This window comes from Bradyrhizobium sp. S3.7.6 (assembly GCF_054061875.1).
This window is the reverse complement of the sequence record NZ_JBSSEQ010000001.1, coordinates 6,311,765-6,327,530: the sequence shown is the minus strand read 5'-3', so window position 1 is coordinate 6,327,530 and position 15,766 is coordinate 6,311,765. Positions and strand designations below refer to the sequence as shown.

The window sequence follows — 15,766 nt, the reverse complement described above, 5'->3', positions numbered from 1 at the left end:
CAGCGTTTGCTGAAGGTAGCGCGCTGGATAGGTGAACAGCTTCGCGTAGCTGGCCTCCTCTCTAATCCTCGTCGAAATAGATATCTTCAGGAAGATTAAACGCGACGTATACGACGAAAGCGGCTGCAACGAAGACCAGTAAGGTGAGCGACAAGCCAATTAACAGCCACACGATTCTGAGGTTCTCAAATGAGCGAATGCAATTAAATGGAGTATATACGTGCCCTGCGGTTGGGGTAGCCGGACTTAAGCCTCGGCTCCCCTGCTTGGCGCAGCGTTCTTCCGGGTAGCTCTCAATTTAATGCAGCGCTTGCAAGATTTTGATTCCCGTGTTTTTACGGTAATCATCTGCTGGTACGCTAGCGTCGGCTGCTCGGCCGTTTTACGCGTCTGGAAGGGCCCCGATTTGGCTTCTGAAGAACGTTGCGCCTCAATTGAGAAGATTGCCTGAGTTTATTCGCTTCCGCTTCACCAACCCTCCTTCGCAAATCGACTAACTCTCGAAATTGTTGCGCTAAATCAATGTGTTCCATGCGATTCCAAACCGTTTTCTTTTCTTCTGATAGCTGGCTGTAAGGCCGAGCCAAATATGCAGTTGCGTGCTTTGCCAATGTTGAAGTCGAGGTGGCAATTGTCTCCCACCGACCGATAATATATTCGAGCGGCAACGCAATTAAATTCATACGTTAAGCTAATAAGTCAACCTTACCCCGAGCCGACAGCCACCTGTCGCCTGAGCAGCATGGTACCGTTCAATTGGCGCTCGCAAGATAGGCCGCCGCCCTTTGGGTCGTCGCAGATATTTGCCGAAGTTATGTCGTCTCAGCAGCGGAACGCCAACCGTTGCAGACCTGCGAGAACGGGGTACTCCAAAGAAGTGGTATCGATCCATTTAATTGTTGTCGCCGGGATACTTTAAATAGATTATTGCTGTAGCGAAAAATTCGGAAATTCGAATGCGGTTGTGCCGGCAATCCCGCGCTTCATTGGGTGCCAGCTGATTGCGCAAGGTTTAATCAGGGCGTGGGGACATTTTAGGCAGCAGAAGCATTCGCCCAAGCGATCGCATCAATTCAAGGAAGAGAATTTACCAATTTATTTCCGAACGGCAGAGTATTCCAATTCGCGCATGCGCAATATTGCCCGAATCGCCTGCTGTTTACATAAGATGGACGGGCAGTAGGAACGCTGCAACTTCTGGTGCGTTGCCGGAACAGATCGAACCACTATTACGGGATTTGGTGGAACGAAGTTTGTTTCATCAATTGTGAGCGAAAAATGCGGCCAAGCACGTTCGATTTGAAATCACTATCTATCGACGAACTCTGGAAACTTCACGAGGAAGTTTGCAGTATTTTGTCTGACCGGATCTTGCTTGAAAAGCAGGGGTTAGAAGAGCGTCTCGCGAAGCTTAGTGGCGGCGCCCAGATCGAAAAGCCTAAGATCTCAGGCAGGCCGCTGAAGGCCAACGATCGCCGGAAGTATCCGCCGGTGCTTCCCAAGTACCAAAATCCCAACGACCCATCCGAGACGTGGTCCGGTCGCGGTAAGCAACCAAAGTGGTTGGTTCCTCATCTCAAGGCAGGTCGGAAGTTGGTTGATTTTCTAATCAGCACAAACAAGCGCAATGCAACTGGGCGTCGTAAATCCGCTTGACGATTTGGATCTGCGGTTGACGCAGAGCGCTGTGCGAGTTTCGACGTAGGCCATGGGCTCTCAATGGTCAGCGCGAGTGTGCGTCTGTCGAGCTGCTGTAGCCTGTAAGTTGACCCAGGCGCTATCGCAGCCGGCTACGAGCGGTCCTTAGAAGAAGCATTGGCTTGCTGTGCATGGCGCGATCGTGGTCCCTGATCTTTCCTGACTACCATCGCCTTCTGATTATCTCGTGCGCCGCCAACACCACGAATATGGGCGCCATTACCAGGTATCTTTTCCAAAGCCTCTTTGGCTCGGTGAAAAGGCGATAGGCCCACTCCAGCCCACTCCGTTGCATCCAAGATGGCGCCCGCCGAACCAGATTGGCGTGGAAATCAAACGCTGCACCAACGCCGAGCATAGTTGCGCCACCGCATCGCCCCTTGTTTTGGCCCATCCAGATCTCTTGCTTTGGCGTTCCAAGTCCTACCCAGACGAAATCAGGCGCAGCAGCTCGGATTTTCGCGCAAGCGATCTCATCCTCCTCAGGGGTGAGAGGCCGGAAAGGTGGACATTGCGTTCCTGCAATCTTTAGGTTGGGGTATTTCTTGACGAGTGCTTCAGCAAGGAGATCTGCGACGCCCTCGGCGCCTCCGTAGAAATAGTGACGCCAGCCTCGCGACAATCCGTGCTGGCAGACCGCGGGCAGCACATCCGGGCCGCAGACGCGATACACTGGACCATCTCCCGCCGCTCGAAGGGCCCAAACCAACGGCATTCCATCAGGTGCAACAATATCGGCGGTTTGGTGAGCAAGATCCAACTGAGCATTGTTGCGGGCTGCGATGATGCCGTGCACATCGCGAAAGACCACATATCGGTCCTGCGAGTCCAGGGTCCATGTCTCAAAAGCGGCGAGGAGTTGGTTCAGACTGATTGTCGAGACGGGAGTGCCTACCAGCAATGCCTGAGATAGTGGTACGCAATTCGCCGCTGACACATCAACATTAATATTCACGAAAACACCCAAGATATAAATCCGCAATTTATATATCTGATTTAATGCATATTTAATGAGGAAGATAAATAGACTTTAGATGCGTGGTTTGATTTGCTTAGATTTAACGCCAAAGGGGAGGGTGGCTTTACTGGACAATCTAAAATTGTGCGGGCCGCCGGTTGACCACTATTCTCGGTGTTGTTGCGGTCACATGGACTTGCGAATAAAGGACGCTTTCCGCCAGACGACGGTTAGTTTCTCGACGTAGGAGTTGATTTCGTATCGTTGAGCTTGATCTTCGCGAGCGGTGCTTCCCAATCGCAACCGTAGCTCGGGATCTTCGATCAATCGTTCGATCGCTCTGCTCAAGGCCGACACATCACCCGCCGGCACCAGGAAGCCGTTTCGTTCAGGGGCAATGACTTCCGGAATTGCGCCAACGGGGGTAGATATCACGGGCACGCCGTGGGCGAATGCTTCCAATATCACCATGGGGAGGTTTTCGGCGTACGAGGGGAGCGCCAGGATATCGGTCTTGCAAAGAAGATCGTCGGCTTGCTCAGAGCTCAACCAGCCCGGAATAAGCACCCTGCCGACGAGACCGTGTTTCGCCACAGCCCTGCGGCTTTCTTCAACGGAGCCGTCACCTGCAATCGTTGCCGTCCAGTCCTGTCTCTGCGACAACATCTGCAATGCAGCTATCAGCTGCGGGGTACCTTTGCGCTCGCCGAGTTGCCCCAAGCACGTGATTCTTATCCGGGAATCAGGGGCTTGAAGTTGCGGTTTCGAACTTAGCTTCGTGGCATTGGGCAGAACTGTAATCTTGTCGCGAACCTGAGGCACACGCATCAGAACGGCGTGAGCCCAATACTCGCCCAGTACGACGATCTGCACACTCTTCAGAAAGAGAAGGTCAACGGCTCTCGCCAACCTGGTTGGGGCAACCGCCAGAAATTCGTCAAATCCAGATCCGTGCAAGTGGACCACGTAGGGGACCCTCAAGAGGCGAGCTGCTGCCCCCACAACCGTCTTTCGATAGCTACTTCCCCAGTTCGATAGGTGTATGTGCAGCACGTCAATTCGTCGAAAGAGGACCAGCCACGCGAATTTCAACAAAGCAATGGCGAAAACAAATTGAGCCACAATGAGTCCGCGCTGACCTCGCGTGACTAGGCGACTTGCCTCAACGTTCAAGTGGGGTTGTTGCTGCTCAATGGTCTCAAATATGCTGTCGTTTAAGCGATCGATACCACCGCGCCCATCGAGACCAAGCGGCGTGGCAACAGCGACGCGAAGTCGTCCTTCAATCAGGTGCAAACTACGTTCTTCGCCGCTGCGGAGCATTGAATCATCTTGGGTCGAGGGCGAAATCAAATTGGTCTCCGCATGTCAAATCGATCCGCGTGAGGTTCAAGGATGCCGTCGGTCGGATACGCCCGGCACAATGACTTCGGAGCCCCGATTGCGAAGTGCATCCGCGAAGATTTCGCGGTTGCGTATCGGAACTTCGGTTAGCAGTGGCAATATCTGATCGCGAACGCGCCACGCTGGACCGGTGAATATCTCAACGGCTTCCATGTAGAGACCGGTATTCAAAATCTGAATAAATTCTCTGATCGCCGTCTTCGCCAACGCGGGATCCAACGCCTCGAAAATGGAAAATGCGATATGATTGCGCTTCAGCGCAATCCATCCTTCACTAGGACCAAGCTCGTAAGACAGACGCAGGTACTGGAGGTTTTCGGACTTGAACCCAATCTGGTTGTTGCTTAGCCAAAAGAGTGCGAGCCATGAGAATGGGTCGGCTGGCGAGCAGGACAGTGTGGTGACGAGGGCCCTCCGCAGCGCATCGAACTCCTGATCGATGGTCTCGGGCCTGCCTACCGAGAGCGTCTGCTCGGCAATCCTCAGTCGAATGATTGCTGCGCTTCTCGTGGCGGAAGCTCTGCAGAACGGCAACTGCTCGATCGCATCAAGGTCCGACTTGAGCGGTGAAAGGATTTCGGGCCGAAACGCGCGACCAGAAATTATTCCGCGCGCGACCGATTCATCGAAGCCTTGATTCCAAAACAGCGGGAGCGTCCAACATCCCCAAAGTATCGCGATCAGGGCAAAGCCGCCAACGAAGGCGCGCACAAGCAAAGACACCTGTGTTCTAGACAGTTCGAGCATTCAAATCTTTATCGTGCAGTGGAAACTGACGAGGCCGGCCTCTCGCCGTAATAGACATTCCCGTATCCCGAATAGAGTTGCAGCACTTTAGCGTCAGCCTGCGTCAACACTACTCCGAGCATGTTATCTTGAATCGTAGGCGCCGACCTGAGCGCTTGGGCGACGACATCAAATTTCGTATGCGCCCACTTAATCGCAAGAACATAGGCATCCATGAGTTGTGTGGTCGCACGTACATCGACGATCGGCGCAAGCGGCGAAAGATCGACCACAACGTAATCGTAGTTCTTGCGGAGGACGTCGAAGAATTGCCTGGCTTCACTCGAATTCAGAAGCTCATTGGGATGCACTTCATTGTCCCAGCTGACAGCGCCCGGCAGAAAAGACATATTCGTCTTCGAATCCCGCCACAGAAGCTCGGAAAGCGGCTTTCTGCCCATTATCCCATCGATGATCCCAAATTCGGCTGCCGGAGCGATGCGGTTGGAGAGCGCACTGTTTCGCAAATCGCAGTCAACCAATAAGACCTTAGCTCCGGTTTGGGCGATGAGCTGTGCGAGCGACGCCGACAACGTCGATTTGCCTTCGTTAGGAATCGCCGAGGTTATTCCGATAACCTTGGAGGATTTCGCATCCCAACTTACATCGATATCCAGCTTAATTGCGCGGACCGCTTCCGAGAACTGCGAGAATGGATTGTTCGAAGCGGTCCAAATCAAGCCTCGATTTCTCGTGATTGTTCGGTTGGCGCGATCGCTTGTTCCCACCCGATTATTCAAAGTATCGCGAGGGGTCTTTCCGGCGCTGATCTTTGGAACGAGTGAAATACATGTGGCGTTGAGTTCCGCCTCGACTTGTTCGGCGGTTCGGAACACCCGATCCGAAAGATCGCGCAAGATCGCCAGGCCAAGTCCTAGAATCAGTCCTCCGATTCCGGAGAGGCCGAGCGCTAGCGCTGGCTTTGGATCGCTTTTCTGCGTCGGAGGAGCCGCCTGAGAGATTACGCGCGCTTCACTGATTGGAAAGGATTGCTGCTGAATTGATTCCATGTACCGCTGCAGAAAGTTGTCATAGAGAGTTCGGTAGGTTTGGGAAGCGCTCTCTAGCTCTTTCAATGACACCTGGGCCTGGTTCGTCGCCTTCGATTGGCTGACCGCATTCTCCAACTCACGTTGAACGCCGACCTCGCGTTGCTTGGCGATTTCAAAGTCACTTTTGTAGGTTTCGGCGAGGCGCTGAAGTTCGTTGAGAATTGAGTTCTGAATCTCAGCCATTTGACTTCGAAGGTTGACGGCTGCCTCGTGACCCGTTCCGTACCGGCGTGCCCAATCCGCTTCGCGATTTGCGATGTCCAGGTACTGCGAACGCAGCTTTGTCACCACTTCGCTCTTGAGGGCGTCTGCTACCGTTGAGTTGACCGTTGAATTGGGAGAGTCGGCTCGCAATACCGCTTCGATCCGATCAAGCCGGGCCTTGGCTTCCGAGGTTTGCGCCCGCGCGACCACGACCTGACTGTTGAGTTCGGATACCTGTTGCTCTGTGACGAGCCGCCCGCCGGAGCCACCGGTGTTTACGATGTTGTTCTTTGCCTTGAAGTCGACAACCGCACGCTCCGCCAAGGTTGCCTGATTGCGTAGTTCACCGATGCGGTCCTGCAGCCAGGCACTTGCCCGTCGGGTTGCTTGGTCCTTCGCCTCCAACTGGTCGACGATATAGGCTTCGGCTACGGCGTTGGCGATCTCCGCAGCGCGATCGCGACTCAGCGACTTGAAGCTGATCTCAATCACATATGACAGGCCAATCCGCTTAATGGTGAGTTGAGACTGAAAGGTCCGGATCGCCGACCGCGTAAGCTCAAAGTTTGAGGCGGTGTCCCTTGAGCCGAGCACGGCGGACACCAAGCCAAAAGCTGAGGAAAAAAGTCCGGATCGTGATCCGGAAAATTCCGGATCCTCGATCAAATGAAGTGTTTTAATTACGGAGAGAGCTACCTTTTCCGACTTCAATATTTCGATTTGGCTCTCCACTGACGCCGAGTCGATCGGGATGTCTCCCAGAATGGACTGCTGTTGAAAGAGCTGAACCTTGCGGGTGTCTATGATCAGGGTGGTCTGGGCTGTGAAACGAGGGGGCGCAGTCACCACGTATACGAGGCCGAGAGCAAGGATCGAGAGCGCTGTGATCAATATGATCAAGTACTGGCGTTGCAAGAATCCAACAAGGCGATTGAGGCCTTCTGCCGCCGATTCGGGCGGTCGCGGCAACTCAAAATCGACCCGTGACTTATCAGAATACAACATGGGGACTTTCGGATGATCGACGTGTTGCGTCAAGGCGCGCCGTCGTTCCAATGGGAAATCTGGTCGCCGAATAACCGACGAGCGTCGCGCTTAATCGTGGAATGCTGGCCATCGGGAGTCAGTGTGGCTCTAGGGGCTTACACTGTTCGATATTCTATTTGTCGTGTTTGAACTGGGGGCTGACGCGCTGGATGCGGCCGATGAGATTGAGAAGTTTCCGATCGTCACACCACCTTGTCCGATCGATGGCGCAGACGGCGTCCCAAACCTGGAGCTCGTGGAGCCGGTCTGCCCGCCAGATCCGCCACCCGATCCGGCGCCTGTGTCGCCCGCGCCGCCACCCGCACCCGTTTCGCCAGTCGGCTGATCTCCGGATGTGGCTGCAAAAGCGAGAACGACGTCCTGATCCTTTGTCCGGATGATCGCCTGCTGAATTTCGTTGGCGTAGGTTGGATTAGAGACGATCACGATCTTGGCTGCTTGAGCGAGCCCGCCACCGATCGCCAATTTTTGATCCTTGTTGGCGGTCGACAGCAGAGTTAAAATCGATGCTAGCGTCGCCGGATCGTCGACCGCGAGATTTCGAATTAATGTCAGCAGGATGGCGCCTCCATCCTTGTTTCGCTCCAGTACGCTTCCGGGATTGCTCTGAAAATCGGCCGAGGTCAGGGACGGCTGTGCCATAGCTCCATGCGTGGAGAGCCCCACGGCAGCCAGTAACAGGATCCAGCCAGTGGCGGCAAATGCACATTTGCGATAAAGATCAAATGGCATATTAAATCTCCCATTAACTTACGAAAAAGTTTAATTAAAAATCAATATCACGGTGGGGAGGCAGACACAATTGGTCCGCGCGCCCGATCGCTCGGCGGGCGGTTGAAGTTTAAATATCGTAAATCCTGCCAGATAGGTGTTGGGCCGGGAGCGCGGGGCTCATTGAATCCGATTGCCGCTCGGGAACGATTGGCTCAGTCCCACGCCGAGAAGCCCAAATACCGTGATTGCAAATCCGGGTACCTGGATCGAGAAATCCACCAGGGAATGAGCCAAAGCGACCGCTGAAATCGACAATGCGGCAATGGGAACGATACGATCTCGCCTGCGCACCTTTATCCCTCTGATCAGGACAGCGAGCGCCAAACCCCAGGCTGCAACGATCGTCATCGTAAGCGGGAGACCTCCTTCAGAGGCAATCTCCAGCAGCGTGTTGTGAGCGCGGTCCCACGTCCCCCACATCGATCCGTGCAGGGACCGATAAGCAGGAAACATCGAAGGAAAGGTTCCAATGCCGGTACCCAGCCAGGGATGATCCGCGATACTCGCTACGGTTGACCGGTAGGTATCGAGCCGCATCGCATCAGAAAGCCCTTCGGCGCTGAATCGTCCGCTTACGCTGGCCCCCAGGATCTGGAAGAGGGCGATCACCACACCGAGGCTGATAGCGAAGGCAATGAGGGCTCCGGACCGCCCCGGTAGATCTCGATAGAAATACAGGAGCAGCGCGAGGACGAGGCCGGCGAGGGAGAGAACAATCCCAGCCCTGGAGCCCGTCATGAACATCGCTGTTACGCAAAGTGACAACATGAAGAACGGTAGCAGGACGTCGCGAGGTGCCTCCGAGAGAATCCGAGAAAAGACCTGCCCCCAAGCGAACCCGTTGTGTTTAACGAAAGTACGAATGCTTTCGGACGTAAATAGAAGCCATACAATCGAGCAGCTGCCGAAATACACGGCTGCAGTGTTCCGGTTGGTGAACGTAGCAGTCAAGTAACTGAGATGAGCCTCTTTCTCGACCCACAGCACCTTTGTCGGATCAATCAGGAACGACGCAAGGCCGAATATCGCGTACGTAGCTCCGGACCAGGCGACAACTTTGAGTAGTTGGGTCGCCAAGCTTCGGTCGCTCCCGACGATGATGCCGCAGATGATGGTGAGAATAACGATAAAGGGAGCTCCAAGTGCATAGATCGGTTGATGGCGTGCAATAGATACCGTGGAAGCCAACGGAACACCCAGCAGCTCGCTGGTTCGCGTCCACAAGGGCGAGGGACGCGAAGCACCAAACCAGGGGGATAGTGCAAGTTGTTCATGCAGAACCATTGCGTAGGCAACAACAACAATCCCGAGGACGAAAAAGATGGGGGCATGATGGCGCCGGAGGCGGTCGGGGGAGGCTGCAATTGCGGCGGCGCCGAGAACGATACACCAAAGCGCCTCGACCCAAGCATCCATCGACCCGAACGGCAGGGGTGCTAGAGCTACGACAAGGAATAGTATCCGCGCTGAAACTCGAGTCTGCGACATCAATGCAAACGTGACGATCTCCCCCTGATGCGACGTCAATAGAATTCCGCTTTAACCTCGTCGTTGGCTCATTACACGACGAAATTGGTCGTACCTCTTTTCGCCGACTTGAGAGTATATGCGTTCGTCGTTACCGATCGAGATGCGCCCGGTAGGCGAGCGCGATACCCTCAGCAAGCGGAGTGACAGCGCGCCAGCCGAGTTTGGTGATCTTTTCAATATCGAGCAGTTTGCGTGGCGTGCCGTCGGGTTTTGATGGGTCGAAGCTGATCCCGCCTATATAGCCGACCACGGTGGCGACCAGGCGGGCGAAGTCAGAGATGGTGATGTCCTCGCCGGTGCCGATATTGACCGGTTCATCGCCGGAGTAGGTCTTCATGAGGTGAATGCAGGCGTCCGCAAGATCGTCGACACAAAGGAATTCCCGGCGCGGTGCGCCCGTCCCCCAGACCACAACGTTCTTTGCACCGGAGACCTTCGCCTCGTGGAAGCGGCGGATTAGAGCGGCCACCACGTGGCTGTATTCAGGATGATAATTGTCGCCGACGCCATAGAGATTGGTTGGCATCACGCTGATGAAGTCGGCGCCGTACTGGCTACGGTAGGCCTCGACCATCTTGATGCCAGCGATCTTGGCAATCGCATAAGGCTCGTTGGTGTGCTCAAGCGGACCGGTCAGTATCGAGTCCTCGCGCAACGGCTGCGGCGCCAGCCGGGGATAGATGCACGACGAGCCGAGGAACATCAGCTTGTCGGCCCCACCGACGTATGCCGCGTGTATCACGTTGGCTGCGATCGCCAGATTGTCGTAAAGGAATTCCGCGCGCAGCTTGTCGTTGGCAGCGATACCGCCGACTTTCGCTGCCGCAAGAAACACTACGTGCGGGCGTTTGCGGGCGAACCAGGCGTTTACCGCGGTCTGATCGCGCAGGTCGACCTCGCTGCGGGGCAGGGTCAGCAGTTCCACATTTTCGCGCGCAAGCCGGCGCACTAGCGCAGATCCGACCATCCCACGGTGGCCGGCGACGAAGACGCGCCGGCCCTGGAGCTCAAACGGGATGTCTGCCATTGGCGACCTCCCGCTTGGCGATCGCCAGATCGCTTGCCATCATCTCCTTCACCAGCTGAGCGAACGGGATCTTTGGTTGCCATCCCAGCTTCTCGCGCGCCTTGCTTGCGTCTCCGATCAAGAGGTCGACTTCTGTCGGGCGAAAATACCTGGGGTCGATCCGCACGACTGTCTTGCCCGAAGTTCGGTCTACACCAGTTTCTTCGACGCCTCTGCCGCGCCATTCGATTGTACGGCCGACCTCCGCAAAGGCCAGTTCGACGAATTCGCGAACCGAGCGCGTCTCTCCGGTCGCCAGCACGAAGTCGTCAGGCGCGTCTGCCTGCAGTATCCTGTGCATGCCTTCGACGTAATCACGCGCATGGCCCCAGTCGCGCTTGGCCTCGAGGTTGCCGAGATAGAGCGTGCCTTCGAGGCCGACCTCGATACGAGCCACGCCGGTCGTGATCTTGCGCGTTACGAAGGTCTCGCCGCGTATCGGGCTCTCGTGGTTGAACAGGATGCCGTTCGCAGCATACATGCCGTACGCCTCTCGGTAGTTCACCGTGATCCAATAGCCATATAGCTTGGCGACACCATAGGGCGATCGAGGATAGAACGGCGTCGTTTCCCTTTGCGGAACTTCCTGTACCAGGCCGTAAAGCTCGGAGGTCGATGCCTGATAGAATCGCGTTTCCTTCTCCATGCCGAGAATCCGAATCGCTTCAAGCATACGCAAAACGCCGATCCCGTCGGCATTTGCCGTGTATTCTGGACTTTCAAAACTGACGCTGACATGGCTCTGGGCCGCGAGGTTGTAGATCTCGGTCGGCCTGACCTGCTGCATGAGCCGGATCAGGTTGGTCGAATCCGTCATGTCACCATAGTGCAGCAAGAACGGCACGTTGCCGTGGTGCGGATCCTTGTAGAGGTGATCGATCCGCGCGGTATTGAACGAGGACGACCGCCGCTTGATGCCGTGCACGGTGTAGCGGAGGCCTAGAAGGTAGTCGGCCAGATAGGCTCCATCCTGTCCAGTAATGCCGCTAATCAACGCAACACGTTGTTTCGAGGCCTTGGGTGTAGTTCCCGAGAGCATTCATCTCCTCGTAATTTCTTCGCAACCTCATGTCCGTAGATCAACATAGCGGGGTATAATTCTATTTTGCATCAAATCGACCAAAATACTTAATTCTCAACGGCGAATTTCAATGCGTCCTCAGCATCGCCGCCTCAAATTAAATGCTGCCGGTATTTAAGGAAGGGTGCCGCTGGAAACTGCGGCAGCCTGAAGTGTTCAGCCTCGGTCAAGCACCTTTCGCAAGCCGCGCGCTGCACAAGGCATCTTCCTCTGCTCGGTATCGGCTCGCTGCATGCGGAGCGACATTCGCCGTAGCCTTCGCAAGCGCGGGTGTAGCGGGCGAGGCGGTTGGTTAATAAAGTCCGCGACAGTTGAGTAAAAAGCTTCGACAAAGTAGGGCCAAATCTCAAATTGCCCATGCGCATGATGCTCTCGGTAATGCGGGGGGGAGCAATTCGACATGCGTGAGATTCCAAAGATTGCCGCGGTGATGATTGCGCTGCTATCTGCCGCAATCTCCGATGGAGCAAATGCGGGAATTTCCAATATGTCGCGCGGCTTGCGGGCGCAATTGGAACGAATTCAGCTCAGCGCGCCGGCGTTGGCGCCGATGGCTCATGTGAGGTTCTGCATGGATTACCCTGCAGAATGCACAGTTCGAAGGCTGATCTTTCGCGGCGGGCCCGTTAAGCTGACTTCGTCGCGATGGTCCGATGTCGTCCAAGTCAACAACACTGTAAATGGCACGATTGTACCAACGGCCAACCTCGGCGGCCTTGCAACTGAAACCTGGATCGTTGGCCCCCGAACTGGCGACTGTAACGACTATGCGGTGACTAAGCGGCATGAGCTACTTGCGCGAGGTTGGCCGGCGCGCGCCTTGCTTCTGAGCGAGGTGATTACTTCCTCAGGCGAGCATCACCTTGTTCTGGTGGTGCGGACGGCGTCGGCTGACCTCGTTCTCGATAACCTAACCGCCGAAATCCGAGTTTGGTCGAAGACGCCTTATCGGTTCGCCCGCATGCAGACACCAGGAAATGCTAGGCTTTGGGCTACCATCGTGTCGTGGAGCTCAAGACGTGAGCGGACGGCAAGTCTCGAGGCCGTTAAGGTTGGCCTCGATTAATATCTCCATCTGGTGCCATGGCCGCAAGTCTCAGCGCGGAATTGATGCCCGGCTCCTTGGAACGCGGAAGTCCACCATTCCGCAGTCGCACTGGCTAAGCCTCAATTTTCGCAAGTACAACCCTTACGAAAAAGCGTTGCCAGCATCCATTTGAGGTAGAAGTCGGCGCAAAGGGCGCGCCGCGGCATGTCGCGTTAAAAATTTAATCAGAATTAATCGAAAGTTAGTTTAACAGTCAATCAAAAATATGCTCAAAGCACGCTTGTTTAACAAGCGAGTTTTCGAATCGCATATTTTTGAGTGATTTTTCATGCCAAACAGTAGCGGCGAGTTGGCGTCGAGCGAGGCGATCCTCTCTCGTGACAGCGTCGGCTCGGCAAGCAAGGAGCCACGGCTCCGATTTCCTCACGCGATGGCTGGGTACTTTTGCGCCGGGGTCGATTTTCTCGTAATTATCGTGTCGAGCATTCTAGGTTGCTCTATCTATCAAGCGTTTTCAGGCCTGGTTGTCAGTAATTTTGATGCCTTTGCACTGTCGGGAAGCGTCGCCGCAATCCTTTACTTGTGGATGGCACACGCGGCGGGATTCTACCAATTCGGCTCCATTGTCTCGTCACATGCCGTTTACCGGAAAATCATCAAACGTTGGCTTGTCGTCGGTCTTTTACTGGCCCTGCTGGCTTTCCTGCTCAAGGTTGGCGCGATCTTTTCGCGTGGTTCGATTGTCACTTTTGTCGCTCTGACAGCCACGTTATTGCTGGTCGCGCGGTGGGCCGTCACGCGCGCCATTAAAGTTGTCGTGTCCGAAGGACTGCTAGCTGGTCGTCGAGCCGTCCTCGTTGGATCGCGGGATGAGTTGGCGGCGCTGGACGGCGAGCAGTTATTGGGGGATTTCGGCCTGAGCGAAATCGACCGCTTAACTCTTCCAAGCCCAAGCCTGTCGACCATGCAGCTGACCCGCAGCGAACTGAGCGTGCTCAATCTAGCTATGGATAGCGCAAGGCAAGAAGGGGCCGAAGCGATCGTATTGGCAGTTTCCTGGAGTGAGTCGCGGAGGCTGGAACTCATACGCGAATGCATGCGGGCTTCGCCACTTCCAGTTCAATTGCTCCCGGATCGGATTGTTCGGGGTCTGACGCGAAATCTCACATTTGCTTGGCAGCCAAATTTTGCGATCGAAATCAAGCGCGGTCCGCTCTCCCGCGTCGAGCATCTTTTGAAACGTGTGTTTGACGTCGTTGGTGCCCTGGTGCTCCTCCTTCTACTCTGGCCGCCGATTCTCATTGCCGCGATTGCAATCAAGTTGGATTCCGCGGGACCGGTCCTGTTCCGTCAGCGACGAAACGGCTTCAACGCCAAGCAGTTCAGGATTCTAAAATTCCGTACCATGACCGTAACCGAAGACGCTGACAAGGTTGTCCAGGCGACGCGCTTCGATCGGAGAGTAACACGAGTAGGTCGTCACTTGCGCCGCTTGAGCGTCGATGAGCTTCCGCAACTCTTTAACGTCCTGAAGGGTGATATGTCGCTGGTTGGTCCGCGACCGCATGCATTGGTGCATGACATCCAGTATGGGGAAATAATGTCGGACTACGCATTTCGCCATCACGTCAAGCCGGGCATCACTGGCTGGGCCCAAGTGAACGGATTCCGGGGCGAGACACGTCAAGTCGAACAAATGCAGCGCCGGGTGGAGCTCGATCTCTGGTATATCAACAACTGGAGCCTGTTGTTGGATCTGAAGATCCTGTTGAGGACGTGCATTGAGGTTGCGAGCGCGCGAAACGCCTATTAAGCATCCCGACGCTCCAGGACTCGCCATTTCGTAATCAAACGTTAAATTGGCGGCACACCGCAACCGCGTTCGACGCAGTCTGTGGCTTATTGCATTTTGAAAGCCGCGAACGCTTCGTAGTTCTCCGATACGCTGAATCAGGTGAGTTTCTCGTGACCCGCGTCAGTATTATTATTAAAGCCTATAATGAGGAAGTGCATATCGCTTCGGCAATCGAGAGCGCCTTGGCCGCGCTTCCGAGCCCGGAAGGCGAGGTGGTGCTCGTAGATAGCGCTTCTGTAGACAAGACGCTTGAGTGCGCCCTCCCTTATCCAATCTCGATTTTCAGGATCGCGAACGCCAGTGAGCGATGTTGTGGAGCAGGTCCGCAGATTGGTTATGCACACGCCAAAGGCGACTTTCTCTGTCTCATGGATGGAGATATGGTTCTGGACAAGGAGTTCATAAAGACTGCTCTAGCCTTCCTCAACGACCATCCCGACGTGGCTGGGGTAGGGGGCAGGATCGACGAAATGTCGACGGAGAATATCGAATTCAAGAACCGCGCACGGAATCTTTTTCACTTGAATCCATTAGGTGAGGTTGATCGCCTTGCAGGCGGGGGGCTCTATCGACGGAGCGCGATCGATGAACTCGGCTACTTAACGGATCGAAATCTACACGGGTACGAGGAGTTCGACCTTGGAGCGCGACTTCGGTCTAGCGGTTGGAAACTTGTGCGGTTGAATGTCCCGGCCGCCAAGCACTTTGGTCATACTAGTAGCACATATCGCTTGCTCTTTCACCGTGTGAAGATGGGATACATTTTCGCACCAGGCGAAATGCTGCGTGCATCGATCAACGCTGGCTACTTCGCGCGTGTGATACGATCGCTTCGCGAATTTAAGCTCTGGGTCGCTGTGCTTGGATACTGGTCTGCCTTCGCGTTGCTTGCTTTGTTCACGTCTTACGGAGCAGCGTTTGCCGCCTTGGCTCTTCTTGGAGTTGCCGCCATCATCCTGGCCCTAACAGTTTGGAAAAAATCCTTTTCGAATGGAACCTATATGGTTATTGGCTGGCATGTTTTCACGATAGGCATGCTCTTCGGGCTCTTCAGGCCTAGAATCTCTCCCCTCAAGCCGCTCACGGTCGAAACGCTACGGTTGTCGCGATAATGAGGGAAGAAATGTTCCTTGTTAATTTGCGAAGGGAGCTGCGGAGAAATAAATCGATCCGAGTAAAGGTGTTTATTGCCGGCTTTCGTCTGACTAATTTTTTCTTTGAGTTTGACAAGACGCGTGTCCTCTACGCGGTGTCCAACTGTAT

The 15,766-nt window shown here is 54.9% G+C and carries 12 protein-coding genes; 4 read left to right on the top strand and 8 right to left on the bottom strand.

Annotated elements, in window-relative coordinates:
- Positions 1-1,278 precede the first annotated feature (1,278 nt).
- Positions 1,279-1,656, top strand: a complete 378-nt coding sequence (locus ACVJ5M_RS31235; protein WP_354100316.1) for an H-NS histone family protein — start codon at positions 1,279-1,281, stop codon at positions 1,654-1,656.
- A 205-nt stretch (positions 1,657-1,861) separates the two neighbouring features.
- Here ACVJ5M_RS31235 and ACVJ5M_RS31230 read toward each other — a convergent pair whose 3' ends face one another.
- From ACVJ5M_RS31230 to gmd, 8 genes are all read right to left on the bottom strand, one after another.
- Entirely contained in the window at positions 1,862-2,665 is an 804-nt protein-coding gene (locus ACVJ5M_RS31230) for a WecB/TagA/CpsF family glycosyltransferase (protein ID WP_144030834.1), read from the bottom strand.
- A 177-nt stretch (positions 2,666-2,842) separates the two neighbouring features.
- Positions 2,843-3,979 (bottom strand): glycosyltransferase family 4 protein, encoded by a 1,137-nt coding sequence (locus ACVJ5M_RS31225; protein ID WP_354100315.1) that lies wholly within the window; start codon positions 3,977-3,979, stop codon positions 2,843-2,845.
- 66 nt (positions 3,980-4,045) lie between these two features.
- Positions 4,046-4,807: a hypothetical protein gene (locus tag ACVJ5M_RS31220; RefSeq protein WP_063984085.1), complete on the bottom strand. Its 762-nt coding sequence runs from the start codon at positions 4,805-4,807 to the stop codon at positions 4,046-4,048.
- A gap of 8 nt (positions 4,808-4,815) precedes the next feature.
- On the bottom strand, positions 4,816-7,107 hold the full coding sequence (locus ACVJ5M_RS31215; RefSeq protein ID WP_354100314.1) for a polysaccharide biosynthesis tyrosine autokinase: 2,292 nt from the start codon (positions 7,105-7,107) through the stop codon (positions 4,816-4,818).
- Between the two features lie 129 nt (positions 7,108-7,236).
- Complete coding sequence (locus ACVJ5M_RS31210; RefSeq protein WP_085404109.1) at positions 7,237-7,881, bottom strand: P-loop NTPase family protein; 645 nt, start codon at positions 7,879-7,881, stop codon at positions 7,237-7,239.
- Between the two features lie 159 nt (positions 7,882-8,040).
- Positions 8,041-9,339 (bottom strand): O-antigen ligase family protein, encoded by a 1,299-nt coding sequence (locus ACVJ5M_RS31205; protein ID WP_161495915.1) that lies wholly within the window; start codon positions 9,337-9,339, stop codon positions 8,041-8,043.
- 202 nt (positions 9,340-9,541) lie between these two features.
- Positions 9,542-10,480 (bottom strand): GDP-L-fucose synthase family protein, encoded by a 939-nt coding sequence (locus tag ACVJ5M_RS31200; RefSeq protein ID WP_085404108.1) that lies wholly within the window; start codon positions 10,478-10,480, stop codon positions 9,542-9,544.
- Complete coding sequence (gene gmd / locus ACVJ5M_RS31195; RefSeq protein WP_354100313.1) at positions 10,461-11,558, bottom strand: GDP-mannose 4,6-dehydratase; 1,098 nt, start codon at positions 11,556-11,558, stop codon at positions 10,461-10,463. The genes ACVJ5M_RS31200 and gmd overlap by 20 nt, the downstream gene beginning before the upstream one ends.
- A 442-nt stretch (positions 11,559-12,000) precedes the next feature.
- Here gmd and ACVJ5M_RS31190 point away from each other — a divergent pair, with 442 nt between their 5' ends.
- From ACVJ5M_RS31190 to ACVJ5M_RS31180, 3 genes are all read left to right on the top strand, one after another.
- Positions 12,001-12,666 (top strand): transglutaminase-like cysteine peptidase, encoded by a 666-nt coding sequence (locus ACVJ5M_RS31190; protein ID WP_084795183.1) that lies wholly within the window; start codon positions 12,001-12,003, stop codon positions 12,664-12,666.
- A 310-nt stretch (positions 12,667-12,976) separates the two neighbouring features.
- Positions 12,977-14,461, top strand: coding sequence for an undecaprenyl-phosphate glucose phosphotransferase (locus ACVJ5M_RS31185; RefSeq protein WP_231144558.1), 1,485 nt, complete (start codon positions 12,977-12,979; stop codon positions 14,459-14,461).
- A gap of 152 nt (positions 14,462-14,613) precedes the next feature.
- Positions 14,614-15,615: a glycosyltransferase family 2 protein gene (locus ACVJ5M_RS31180; RefSeq protein WP_354100312.1), complete on the top strand. Its 1,002-nt coding sequence runs from the start codon at positions 14,614-14,616 to the stop codon at positions 15,613-15,615.
- The last annotated feature ends 151 nt before the right edge of the window (positions 15,616-15,766 follow it).